The 11,737-nt window shown below is 45.3% G+C and carries 11 protein-coding genes; 4 read left to right on the top strand and 7 right to left on the bottom strand.

Features of this window, described 5'->3' with window-relative positions:
- Positions 1–9 precede the first annotated feature (9 nt).
- The 3 genes from hemN (at position 10) to B6A14_RS09630 (ending at position 4,261) form a co-directional block, all read left to right on the top strand.
- The gene (hemN, locus tag B6A14_RS09640) at positions 10–1,425 is read left to right on the top strand and encodes an oxygen-independent coproporphyrinogen III oxidase (protein ID WP_087910232.1); all 1,416 of its coding nucleotides are present in this window, start codon (positions 10–12) and stop codon (positions 1,423–1,425) included.
- Between the two features lie 181 nt (positions 1,426–1,606).
- Complete coding sequence (locus B6A14_RS09635; protein ID WP_087910231.1) at positions 1,607–2,236, top strand: OmpW/AlkL family protein; 630 nt, start codon at positions 1,607–1,609, stop codon at positions 2,234–2,236.
- A 102-nt stretch (positions 2,237–2,338) separates the two neighbouring features.
- The gene (locus B6A14_RS09630) at positions 2,339–4,261 is read left to right on the top strand and encodes an ATP-binding cassette domain-containing protein (protein ID WP_087910230.1); all 1,923 of its coding nucleotides are present in this window, start codon (positions 2,339–2,341) and stop codon (positions 4,259–4,261) included.
- Between the two features lie 6 nt (positions 4,262–4,267).
- Here the strand turns inward: B6A14_RS09630 and B6A14_RS09625 are convergent, their stop codons facing one another.
- The 4 genes from B6A14_RS09625 to B6A14_RS09610 form a co-directional block, all read right to left on the bottom strand.
- Positions 4,268–4,585: a chaperone modulator CbpM gene (locus tag B6A14_RS09625; protein WP_330831798.1), complete on the bottom strand. Its 318-nt coding sequence runs from the start codon at positions 4,583–4,585 to the stop codon at positions 4,268–4,270.
- Positions 4,582–5,562, bottom strand: coding sequence for a DnaJ C-terminal domain-containing protein (locus tag B6A14_RS09620; RefSeq protein WP_087910229.1), 981 nt, complete (start codon positions 5,560–5,562; stop codon positions 4,582–4,584). The genes B6A14_RS09625 and B6A14_RS09620 overlap by 4 nt, the downstream gene beginning before the upstream one ends.
- 62 nt (positions 5,563–5,624) lie before the next feature.
- On the bottom strand, positions 5,625–7,172 hold the full coding sequence (locus B6A14_RS09615) for a UxaA family hydrolase (RefSeq protein ID WP_087910228.1): 1,548 nt from the start codon (positions 7,170–7,172) through the stop codon (positions 5,625–5,627).
- Positions 7,173–7,226: 54 nt separating this feature from the next.
- Positions 7,227–7,928, bottom strand: coding sequence for a pirin family protein (locus B6A14_RS09610; protein ID WP_087910345.1), 702 nt, complete (start codon positions 7,926–7,928; stop codon positions 7,227–7,229).
- A 79-nt stretch (positions 7,929–8,007) separates the two neighbouring features.
- On the opposite strand from B6A14_RS09610, the gene B6A14_RS09605 reads away from it, so the two are divergent.
- Positions 8,008–9,456, top strand: a complete 1,449-nt coding sequence (locus B6A14_RS09605) for a TAXI family TRAP transporter solute-binding subunit (RefSeq protein WP_087910227.1) — start codon at positions 8,008–8,010, stop codon at positions 9,454–9,456.
- A gap of 1 nt (position 9,457) precedes the next feature.
- On the opposite strand, the gene B6A14_RS09600 is transcribed toward B6A14_RS09605, so the two are convergent.
- From B6A14_RS09600 to B6A14_RS09590, 3 genes are all read right to left on the bottom strand, one after another.
- On the bottom strand, positions 9,458–9,910 hold the full coding sequence (locus B6A14_RS09600) for a phosphate-starvation-inducible protein PsiE (RefSeq protein WP_087910226.1): 453 nt from the start codon (positions 9,908–9,910) through the stop codon (positions 9,458–9,460).
- A 108-nt stretch (positions 9,911–10,018) separates the two neighbouring features.
- Entirely contained in the window at positions 10,019–11,293 is a 1,275-nt protein-coding gene (locus B6A14_RS09595; protein ID WP_087910225.1) for an NAD(P)/FAD-dependent oxidoreductase, read from the bottom strand.
- 13 nt (positions 11,294–11,306) lie between these two features.
- On the bottom strand, positions 11,307–11,639 hold the full coding sequence (locus B6A14_RS09590) for a c-type cytochrome (RefSeq protein ID WP_087910344.1): 333 nt from the start codon (positions 11,637–11,639) through the stop codon (positions 11,307–11,309).
- Positions 11,640–11,737: the final 98 nt, after the last annotated feature.

Below are 11,737 nucleotides of genomic sequence, written 5' to 3'. Positions count from 1 at the left end.
TGGTCATTTATGAACTCCTCAACAAACTCTTGCCCACCAGAAGAAAAGGAAGCTCTATTTCATCCTGAGTTGCTGCAAAAGTTTGATATCAATGGACCGCGTTACACGTCTTATCCGAGTGCAGACCGCTTTCATAATGAGTTTTCTGAAGCAGACTACTTAGGTGCATTACAGCGTGTCGCTAAAGTAGATGAACCTTTATCTTTATATTTTCATCTACCGTTTTGTCCTAATATTTGCTATTACTGTGGTTGTAACAAAATCATTACCAAAGATCATGGACGTAGCGCTAAGTATATTAAGTACTTAGCTAAAGAAATGACAATGGTGTATGGCGCCATGGGTGCTCAGAAAAAGATCCCAATCACCCAATTGCATTGGGGTGGTGGTACACCAACCTTTCTGTCCCATGAAGAGATGATTGAGTTGATGCAGCATACCCGCGAATATTTTGAATTATTAGCAGGTGGTGAATACTCGATTGAGATTGATCCAAGAAGGGTTACTGAAAAAGATATTGCTTTATTAGCTGAGCTTGGCTTTAACCGGATTAGTCTAGGTGTACAGGACTTTAACCTTGCAGTACAAGAGGCTGTGCATCGCATACAAACTATTGAAGAGACCCAAGCGGTCATGGATTGGTCCAGAAAGTACGGCTTTAAATCTAGAAGCGTGGATTTGATCTATGGCCTGCCTAAACAAACACCCGAGACCTTTAAAGAGACTGTCGATTTAGTTTTGGCAATGAGCCCTGATCGTTTATCGGTCTATAACTATGCCCATTTACCCCACATCTTTAAACCTCAGCGCCGGATTTCTGAAGCTGATCTACCGCCCGCTGCTGATAAGTTGAATATTCTCTCCAATACAATCGAGCGCCTCCTGGAAGCAGGATATGTGTTTATTGGAATGGATCACTTTGCAAAGCCCGATGATGAATTAGCAATCGCACAGAAAGAGGGAAGGTTGCATCGCAATTTCCAAGGGTATTCAACTCAAGCAGAGTGTGATCTCTTGGCTTTTGGAATATCCTCAATCGGTAAGGTAGATGATTGCTATTCTCAAAATGTCCGCACCTTAGATGAATACTATGAATCTTTAGATCATGGCCGCCTACCAGTGCTGAGGGGTATGCAATTGGATCAAGATGACTTATTACGTCGTGAGCTGATTGGTGAATTGATGTGTCAATTTTCCTTAAATACGCAAACCTTTGCCAAGGATCATCAACTTGATTTCTCCAATTACTTTAAGTCTGAGATTGAAGAGCTTAAAGACTTAGAAGAGGCTGGTTTGTTAGAGTGGCAGGGTGCCAATATGCAAGTCCCTATCAAAGGTAGGTTGCTGGCAAGACGTGTAGCCATGACTTTTGATCGCCATCTTAGAGAATCTCAAGCCAAAGGCACTTACTCTAAAGTTCTTTAATCCTACTCTTAAGGGTAAATCCGAACACTTTTGATGTAGATCAAATAAGCAAACAAATACTGTTGCTTTTAAGCCATTAAAAAATTTACAGCATCATTGCATTTGATTTACATCAAACTCCTCACGCTGCATCAATTCGAAAATAATCTCATCGAAATTGATAACAGAAAGAGGGATCATCATGCGTCTTAAATCACTAGTAGTAGCAATGGCTACCGTAGCTTCCTTAGCCCCAATTGCAGCGCATGCGCAATCTGCAGAAGAGAATCCATGGATGGTGCGTGTACGTGCCGTTGATTTGCTTTGGCAAAATGGTCAATCTGGTGCTGTTGTTCAAGGTGCTGATGTAAAAGCGGCCAATAAAGTTATTCCAGAGCTGGATGTCTCCTATTTCTTTACTAAAAATATCGCTGCAGAATTAGTATTGACATACCCACAAACAATCGACATCAATTACACATCTAGCCAAACAAAATTAGGCTCCATTAAGGCCCTGCCACCATCCTTATTGCTTCAGTATCACTTCACGAACTTTGGTGCGTTCAAGCCATATATCGGCGCTGGCGTGAATTACACCATCTTCACAAGCCGTAATAATCTCGGCAATGGAGCATATTCAGTTGATAACTCGAGTTTTGGTGCGGTTGGTCAAATTGGTATGGACTATATGTTTGATAAAAACTGGGGTCTTAACCTTGACTTGAAATATGCCACCATGTCGACAAACGTCACTACCGCTGCGGGTGCTGATGGAGGAAAGCTGACTTTAAATCCTTGGATGCCAGCCGTTGGTGTAACTTATAAGTTCTAAGAATGTAGTTCTTGGTTCTTGAGGTGGGGCCCCTGAGGGGCCCTATTTTTTGGGCAATTCCAGAAATCACTCCTCTTTCTTAGAAGTGACGATAATGTCGCCATGGCTTTAATCGTACTTACTGATGCAAAACTGGCTTTCGGCCACGTAGACCTCCTCGCAAATACTGCTTTTTCACTGGAATCGGGTGAGCGTGTTGGCTTAATTGGGCGCAATGGCACTGGTAAATCTTCTCTTTTGAAGATCTTGGCTGGTATTGAAAAAATGGATGATGGGCTTTTGCAATATCAGCAAGGCCTCAGAATTGCTTACGTTCCTCAAGAGCCCATCTTTGATGCTGAAGAAACCGTATTTGATGCCGTCTCCAAGGGTGTAGCCCAGGCTAAGGCCCTGCGTGAAGAATATGAGGCGCTGAGTGTGGGCGACTGGGATGATGCCTCTCATCACCGTTTAGATGAAGTGCAATCTCAATTAGAAGCACTGAGCGGGTGGAATTGGGAGCAACGCGTTCATGAAACTCTAGATCGCCTGCATTTAGAGGCAGATGTCAAAATCAGTACCTTATCTGGCGGAACCAAAAAACGGGTAGCACTCGCACGTGCTTTAGTGGAGATGCCTGATGTCTTGCTCTTAGATGAGCCCACTAACCATTTGGATTTAGATTCCATTGCTTGGTTAGAAGAGCTTCTAAAGGAATATCAAGGCTCTGTCATTCTGATTACCCATGACCGTGCCTTCTTAGATAATGTCTGCACACAAATTGTGGAACTAGATCGTGGCATCTTGCGCAGCTATCCCGGTAATTTTACGCAATATGAGGTTCTCAAAGAGCAAGAGCTCAATGCTGAGTCCTTAGCGAATGCTAGAGCGGATAAGTTGCTAGCCCAAGAAGAGGTGTGGATCAGAAAAGGGGTTGAGGCTCGCCGCACACGAAGCGTAGCCCGCATTGCCCGCCTAGAAAAACTTCGCACTAGCCGCGCTGAACGCAGAGATGCCATGGGTCAAGTGAAGCTAGCTGTCTCGGCCGGTGATCGCAGCGGCAAGATTGTGGCCGATCTTCAAAACGTCAGCAAGTCTTACGATAGACCGATTGTGCAGGACTTCACGGCAACTATTTTGCGTGGCGATAAAGTCGGCTTGCTTGGTCCCAATGGTGCCGGCAAGACAACGCTGCTTAAATTGATTCTGGGAACCATTGCGCCTGATTCAGGAAGCGCTACTATGGGCACTCGCATTGAAGTGGCGTATTTTGATCAAATGCGCGAAGGCCTTGACCTCAATGCTTCGCTTGAAGACTATATCAGCCCAGGCAGCGAATGGATTGAAATCAATGGCAATAAAAAACACGTTAAGAGTTATTTGAGCGATTTCTTATTCGCACCAGAGCGGACCAATTCACCGGTGAGCACTTTATCAGGTGGCGAGCGCAATCGTTTGCTATTGGCCCGTTTGTTTGCAAGACCAGCAAACGTCCTGGTGTTAGATGAGCCAACCAATGATTTGGATATTGATACCCTAGATTTGCTCGAGCAATTACTGCAAGACTATAAGGGCACCGTCTTTTTAGTAAGTCATGATCGTTATTTCTTGGATAACGTAGTCACCAGCATCATTGCTCATGAAGGGGGTGGATTTTGGCGTGAGTACGAAGGTGGCTATGAGGATTGGAAGATTCAAAAAGCACGTTCAGACAAAATCCGCGCCAATAATACAAAGATTGTGGCTAAGGCAGAGCCTAAGGCCGAAGCCAAGCAAGAGTCTAAAGTAGAGGCTAAGCCAGTAGTGAAGAGTGGCGTGCAAAAACTCAATGGCAAAGAGCGCCAAGAGTTAGAAACCTTGCCTTTGCAAATCGAAGAGCTGGAAACAGAGCAGGCTGATATCGGTATTGCGATGAGCAATCCCGATTTATATAAGAATGAGCCTGAGCTGGCTGCAAGTTTGCAGGCTCGTTTAACAGAGATTACTGCCCAGTTAGATCAAAAGCTACAACGCTGGGAGCTGCTTCTCAGTCGCTCGGAGTCTTAAACCCTCTTATTTAAGGTTTAGACGCGCACGAAGTTGGGCGATTTCATCTAGGAGATCAAGTGCTAGGGCAACACCGGGAACATTTAACTCTAGATCATGCGTGAGGTGTGCTGCGGTCTTGGCTCTTCTCAAAGAGTCTCCACTAAAGCGCCATTCTTCGGGAGATGAGCCTGCAGGACTCAGAACACCTTCTGATACCCAGGACATAATCAATTCTTGAGGAGTGCGGGAGGCATGTGAGAGCTCAACAATACTCATGTGAACTTCATTTTCGACAACACTCGCTTCGATCCAAGTGGCATTTAACTCTGTCATCGTCATCATCCCTTCAAGTGAGATCTAGGATTGAAATCAAAAGCCTTTTCAAAGTGTTGATAGGCTTCTTTTTGTGAATCTGTATTTGCTGGTGGCAGTGCAATCGTGGGGACTACATAAAGATCACCGGGCTCAGTACTTGGAATGCCTTTACCTTTCAGGCGCATCTTGCGACCAGCAACGGTGCCTGCTGGGATTTTTAATTCTAGTGTTGAGCCTGCTGGGGTTGGCACATTGACTGTGGTGCCTAGAGCTGCTTCCCAGGGCGCTAGGGGAAGATCGATAAAAACATCTTTACCATCTACTCGATAAATTGCATTTGGATGGAAATCAATCTCTAAATACAGGTCACCTGTAGGACCTTGTCCAATGCCAGGACCGCCTTGCCCTGAGAGACGCAGATTTTGACCGGCCTTAATCCCTTTAGGAATGCTGACGTCTAATTTACGCTCTTGAGTGCTAACGTGTCCGCTGGCATCTTGCACTGGCATGTGCAAAGCAATAGTCCGTTTAGCGCCGTTGTATGCATCGGCAAGATCAATCAATATTTTGGCGTGATGATCTTGACCTTTGAAGTTCATGCCTTGTTGTGATTGGCCACCGCGACCACCTTGGCGATGCTTTCCTCTGCCAAAGAGGGATTCAAAGAATTCACTTTGATCACCCTCAAAGCCGCCACCATAACCTGGATGCCCACCATTAAATCCATTATCGGAATATTCAAAACCTTCATTCCAATTTGGGGGAGGTGTGAAATCTTGACCGTTTTTCCAGTTAGCGCCAAAGCGATCGTATGCTGCGCGCTTCTCGGTATCTTTTAAAACCGCATAGGCCTCACCAATTTCCTTAAACTGCTCTTCAGCGCCAGCTTCTTTATTTACATCTGGATGATATTTGCGAGCAAGCTTGCGATAGGCAGTTTTAATTTCTGCTTCGGTAGCGGAGCGTGCCACTCCAAGTGTTTCGTAGTAATCCCTAAATTTCATAAGTCTGTATTAATCCTCATACATTGATTCTTACTGAGCTAATGATGAATTCTACAGTCCTATTAGCTCATAACCCCGATTTGCCAAGGAACAAATTCATAGTCTCCCAGGCCCAGTAGTTCGCTCTTAGAGTGCTCTCCAGAGGCTGTTCTCAGAAAGAGCTCAAAAATGCGTTGCCCCATCTCTTGGACAGAAACGGTCCCGTCTAGAATCTCACCGCAATTAATATCCATATCTTCGGTGAGCCGCTGATACATTGGGGTATTGGTAGCTAGCTTGATGCAGGGAGCGGGTTTAGAGCCAAACATGGAGCCTCGCCCAGTGGTAAAGGCAATTAAGTTTGCTCCGCCAGCGATTTGCCCGGTAGCGGAGACGGGATCAAAGCCGGGAGTATCCATAAAGACAAACCCTTTAGCCGTTACTGGCTCAGCATATTTATAGACTTCCATTAAGGGGCCAGTACCGCCTTTCATCGAAGAGCCTAAGGACTTTTCAAAGATATTGGCAAGCCCGCCAATTTGATTGCCAGGACTTACTTTGCCATTAATTTGCACATCTCTACCAACGGAGTATTCATCTTTCCACCAGCGAATACGTTTGATCAACTTTTCACCAATGGCTTGACTGGCGGCACGACGGGTGAGGGTGTGTTCTACGCCATAGATCTCAGGGGTTTCTGACAAAATTCCAGTACCACCGTGACGAGACAGAATATCGATGGCAGCGCCTAATGCGGGATTAGCGGTAATAGATGAGAAACCATCCGAACCACCACATTGCAAGCCAACACACAAATGACTTGCAGAAACCGTTTCCCGTTTGGCTTTGTTTGCTTCTGGAAGAAGGGCTTTAACTGCCTCAATACCAGCTTCAATCGTTTTGCGAGTACCGCCGGTCTCCTGCATGATGAAGGTATGGAGATTGGTGCCTGCAGTGAGATCCTCCTGCTCCATTAATCCTTTTAATTGGTTGCGCTCGCAACCAAGGCCAACAATCAGTGCGGCTGCAAGGTTGGGGTGGCGAGCATACCCAGCCATAGTCCGACGGAGTAACTCCATTGGCTCACCACTCATTTCCATTCCACAGCCGATGTCATGACTAAATGCCACCACACCATCTACGTTTGGAAAGTCTTTTAATCTCTCCGGTGTAAACCAGTCGGCAATTCTATTGACTACGGTCGCAGAGCAATTGACAGTAGATAAAATTCCAATGAAATTACGCGTACCTACTTTACCGTTTGCTCTGACATATCCCTGAAAGGTAGCGCGCTCAGACTCTGGCAACATCTGCGTTGGTTTAAATTCACTGGCGTACGCATAGTCTCGATCAAATTCACGAAACTCTGTATTGTGACTGTGAACCATAGTGCCGGCTTCAATATCAGTATTAGCGAAGCCAACAGTCACGTTGTATTTTAGAATAGCCTCACCCTTGAGAATCTTCTTGGCAGCAATTTTGTAGCCAGCAGGAACTTGGCTGCGGCTTGTAAAATTCTCACTAGGTACTTCTGTGCCAATACCAATATCAATACGCGCTACCACAATATTATCGTTAGGGTGTAAGCGGATAATGGCGCCAGCCAATTTTTTTCCAGACGTTTCAATCATGTTCTTGTCAGTTCTTGTGTAATGGACTTATCGTAAACCGAGGCTAGCTGGGTTTTAATGACTCAGGTCAAAAAATAGCACTTCTGCATCATTGCCATTACTTATTTGAAGGGAGGATTCATTCTCAATGAGTAATGCATCACCGCTAGCTAGTTTTTGACCATTCACAAGCAAGGATCCTTTGATGAGGTGAACGTAAGCTTTACGGCTTGGGTCGAGTGGTAACTCTGAAGACTGGGATCCATCAAAAAGACCTGCATATACGCTGGCGTCTGCAAATATTTTGACTGATCCATCTTTCCCATCGGGTGAAGCAATTAAGCGAAGCTTGCCTTGCTTGTCGACTAACGGAATAGTCTTTTGTTCATAGCTTGGAGCAATTTCTAATACATTAGGTTCAATCCAGATTTGTAAGAAATGGGTTGTTTGATCTTTGGCATGATTGAACTCGCTATGAGTGACACCTGAACCTGCGCTCATGCGTTGAACATCTCCCGGAGGAATGCTTTCGATATTGCCCATACTATCTTGGTGCGCTAGTTCACCGGAGAGAACATAGCTAATGATTTCCATATTCCGATGACCGTGTTTCCCAAAACCCATACCGGCTGCTACACGATCTTCGTTGATGACTCTTAAGTTCCCCCAGCCCATAAATTGAGGGTCGTGATAGCCAGCAAAAGAGAAGGAATGAAAGCTTTTGAGCCAGCCGTGGTCAGCATAGCCTCTATCTTGGGATTTTCTGAGTTGGAGCATAGGTTTGCCGCTTTTTATTGTGGGAATATCAATATGGACATTATCATTAGCTTTTGCCATTTTTGCAGATTGGTAGTGCATGGGAAGCTTTAAAGAGAATGTGAAAGAAACCTTTCTGGGTCTTTCTGAGAGCGCTCAGGAGAAGCGGATAGATTTCATCCAATTTTTACAAGAGACTTGGCCGCTATTAATTTTCTTGCTGATGGTCTTGATGGGTATTTGGTGGTATGCCGACCCGCCCCCACCAAGACATGTGCTGATGGCGTCGGGATCATCTGGTGGGTCTTATGAAGTACTGGGCAAGAAGTACGTCGAGTATTTTGCAAAAAAAGGGGTTGTGCTTGAGTTGATGCCAACGAATGGCGCACAAGAAAACCTCGCCCGTTTAAGTGATCGAAATGATCCTGTACAGGCAGCATTTGTTCAAGCAGGGGTGGCTCACCCTAAGAGCGTGAGTGGAATCCAATCATTAGGTGCGGTTGATTACGAACCCATATGGTTTTTTTACAGAGGCCCAGAAGTCAAGGGCAGTGATCTTCGAGTGCTTCATGGAAACGCAAAATTTTTTGCGAATCACAAGATATCGATTGGGGTTGAAGGTAGTGGTACCCACACCCAGGCTATGCGAATCGTTAAGGCTACTGGTATAGACCGGGCGAACCTGCAATTTTTGAATTTTTCAGGAGACCAGGTAGTTAACGCTCTCAAAAGTGGAGAGATCGATGGCGCCATTATCGTAGATGCCATTGAGTCTAAAAATATTCAGGCATTACTCGCAGATCCTAGCTTTCACCTCCTGACCTTCAGGCGTGCGGAGGCCTTTACAAAGGTGATTCCTTATTTGCAGATCCTCGATGTACCCGAGGGGTCATTTAATTTGGTGCGTGACTTTCCAAGTGAGAATATCAAGCTAGTTGCAACTACTACCAATCTCTTGATTGATGATCGCATGCATCCAGCAATTCAATTTCTATTTTTACAGGCCGCAACTGAAATCAACGGCAGAGAATCTTTCTTCGCTAAGCGAGGCGAGTTTCCCTCATTTAAAGATTCGCTATTACCAGAAAGCCCTGTTGCAGTCCATTACGAACAAAATCGCTATCCACTAATCGCCAACTATTTACCATTTTGGTTGGCTGAGCTAGCTAACAGACTCATCTTTATATTATTGCCTTTCCTATTGATTAGCTATCCAATGCTGAGGTCTTTGCCTGGCTATAGAACACGGCTAATGCGTAATAAAATTAATCGTCTATATTCTGAATTGAAGGCTTTTGAGTATGAATTGCTAGCTAATTTCGATATAAGTCAACGAGAGGAGTATTTAAAGAAGCTGGATTTGCTTGAGTATCAGGCGCTCACAATACAAGTATCTAGACGCTTAGCGAGCGAGTGTTACTCTTTGCGTACTAGCATCGACTATGTTCGCAACTGCTTGAATCGGGGGGTTCAGCCTTACCAGATAGTGCAAGCTGACCCAGGCATGCAAGCTCCTACCGAGCAAGTAACCCAGGCCCCACCTTTATAAGCTATTCGTTCTCACCTGATTTGCTAGGGTATTTAAACGAGGCATAACGGACTACTGCGTTTGCCAAAGCAAGTACGAGGATTGTGATGCCCATGTAGAGAATCGGAAGATCGGCTTCATGCTTAGTATTGACTAAATCAATAATGAGACGGGTCACAGCAGTGATGGCTACATAGATCAAAAACCGCACAGGCATATGATTGGTTTTGAAATAAATGCCGACCATTGCACCAATCTCGAGATAGATAAATAGTAAGAGTAAGTCTTCAATTGAGGCAGATCCCTTACTCATCATTCCCATAAAGGCAACGGCAGCGGACCAAACTGTTGCTGCACCAATTCCAAACAAGGCAATGCGATGGAATAGGGAAACAAATAGATTACCAAGCGGTACTGTCCACTTTTCAATCGTGGCTTCTAATTTGGAAGCGTCTTTTGGTGAGTTTGGGGTCATGCGATTCTCCAGTTTCTAAATGTATTTTTGCCAGTATATTTCTCAATGCGGTTTGGAGGAATAAAAAAGAGGCCAAAAGGCCCCTTTTTTTGCAAGTGTTGGCTTTGATCAACCCAAGCTATCAGCCCAAATATTGTGAGCCCAACCCCAGGCATATACACCCTCAAGGGTAGATGGTGCTGGGGACAGCCCTCCGGAGCCAGGAACGGTCTTGAAGGTCTTCTCGGCAGCGTTGTACTGGTGGACGCTAGCGACGTGAACAACTTCACGCTCGTTGACAAAGCTGTAGCAGGTATTAGTGAGCACGGGTGCTGGATTGACTTCCCAGCCACTCAGTTCAGCTACGATTGCTGCGGCTGCTACTTTGGCGTGTTGGTTAGCCATGTGGCCAGACTTGGGCATTGCTGGTGCAATTTGAATAGAGTCGCCTAAGACATGTATGTCTTTCTGCGCTGTAGATTCAAAGTTCAGGAAGTTGACATTAACCCAGCGACCATTGGAATTTGCAAGACCTGTTTTGACTGCAATCTCACCAGCACTCATAGCGGGTAGTAAATTCAATACATCCGCTTTAATGTCATCTTGAACTTCCAGTTTGATTGTTTTGGTTTTTGCATCAACAGCAGTGACATTGTGCTTTGGTAAATACTCAATCATGCCGGTATATTGCTCAGCCCAAACTTTCTTGAAGAGTCCACCCTTGGATGTGACATCTTGGTTGGCATCTAAAATCAATACCTTCGATTTGGGTTTATTTTTCTTGAGATAGTTCGCTACTTGGCAAGCGCGCTCATACGGACCAGGAGGGCAACGATAGGGCGCCTCTGGAATGCTCAGGGCAAATGTGCCGCCGTCGCGCATCGCAGCCAACTGATTATGAAGAGCAACAGTCTCTGCGCCAGCCTTCCAAGCTTGCAGAGTGACTCCATCTTTATTAGCTTGTGCCAATCCTTCAATGCTATTCATCATTAAAGTGATGCCAGGAGAAACAATGACTTTGTCATAGCGCAAAGTTTTGCCTGAAGCCAATTTGACAGTCTTCTTGTCTGGATCCATGCTGCTCACACTATCTTGAATAATCTTGATGCCATGACGCTTGCTCAGATTATCGTAAGGAGAGGTAAGCTCTGCGAGGGTGCGTGAGCCACCCACTACTAAATTCGATAGTGGGCAAGAGACAAAAGAAGCATTTGGCTCAATGAGCGTTACCTTGGCGGTGTTATTTGAAAATAAGCGCAAGTATTTAGCGGCAGTTGCACCACCGTAACCACCACCAATCACTAAAATTTCTGCCTTCTGTAAATTGGCGCGGGCTGCGCCAGAGAAGCCTGCAAGTAAACCTAGCGCTGCTGCGCTCTGACCAATAAAGTGTCGACGATCCATGATGGCTTCCTTATTATTTCTTGCCAAGCTGTTTGGCGATAGTTTCAAGTTGCTCGTCAGAGTAGCCTTTGGCTAGCTGCGGCATGATAGTTCCTTCTCGAGCTCCTGATTTAAATGCTTTTAATTGAGCCAGCATTTGCTCACTAGTAAGTGTGTTGATGAGAGGCATGCCACCCTCAGGCACACCTTTACCATCGGTACCATGACAGTTAGCGCAAGTAGCTGCCAGGCTACGTTTATATAGATTACTGGCATTGGCATTTTGCGCAAGGGCAGAGCCGCTCCATTGGCTAAAGCCAATATAGAGCGCAGCTAGGATTGCGGGTTTGAGATACTTTGCTCGCATGGGGTCCATCTCCATTTGGTTTATTTCTGAATAATGTATTACTTTTTTACTTATCAGCATCTTAAACAAGAAGTTCGCAAAAAGTCAGATTTGTCTCA

Origin of the sequence: Polynucleobacter hirudinilacicola (assembly GCF_002192535.1) — a bacterium.
Lineage (GTDB): Bacteria > Pseudomonadota > Gammaproteobacteria > Burkholderiales > Burkholderiaceae > Polynucleobacter > Polynucleobacter hirudinilacicola.
This window is presented reverse-complemented; position numbering and strand designations above follow the sequence as displayed.

Excerpts from the sequence above, each read along its gene's own strand:
- hemN (WP_087910232.1), top strand. The coding sequence starts at position 10 with ATGAACTCCTCAACAAACTCTTGCCCACCAGAAGAAAAGGAAGCTCTA.
- B6A14_RS09635 (WP_087910231.1), top strand. The coding sequence starts at position 1,607 with ATGCGTCTTAAATCACTAGTAGTAGCAATGGCTACCGTAGCTTCCTTA.
- B6A14_RS09630 (WP_087910230.1), top strand. The coding sequence starts at position 2,339 with ATGGCTTTAATCGTACTTACTGATGCAAAACTGGCTTTCGGCCACGTA.
- B6A14_RS09625 (WP_330831798.1), bottom strand. The coding sequence starts at position 4,585 with ATGATGACGATGACAGAGTTAAATGCCACTTGGATCGAAGCGAGTGTT.
- B6A14_RS09620 (WP_087910229.1), bottom strand. The coding sequence starts at position 5,562 with ATGAAATTTAGGGATTACTACGAAACACTTGGAGTGGCACGCTCCGCT.
- B6A14_RS09615 (WP_087910228.1), bottom strand. The coding sequence starts at position 7,172 with ATGATTGAAACGTCTGGAAAAAAATTGGCTGGCGCCATTATCCGCTTA.
- B6A14_RS09610 (WP_087910345.1), bottom strand. The coding sequence starts at position 7,928 with ATGCTCCAACTCAGAAAATCCCAAGATAGAGGCTATGCTGACCACGGC.
- B6A14_RS09605 (WP_087910227.1), top strand. The coding sequence starts at position 8,008 with ATGGGAAGCTTTAAAGAGAATGTGAAAGAAACCTTTCTGGGTCTTTCT.
- B6A14_RS09600 (WP_087910226.1), bottom strand. The coding sequence starts at position 9,910 with ATGACCCCAAACTCACCAAAAGACGCTTCCAAATTAGAAGCCACGATT.
- B6A14_RS09595 (WP_087910225.1), bottom strand. The coding sequence starts at position 11,293 with ATGGATCGTCGACACTTTATTGGTCAGAGCGCAGCAGCGCTAGGTTTA.
- B6A14_RS09590 (WP_087910344.1), bottom strand. The coding sequence starts at position 11,639 with ATGCGAGCAAAGTATCTCAAACCCGCAATCCTAGCTGCGCTCTATATT.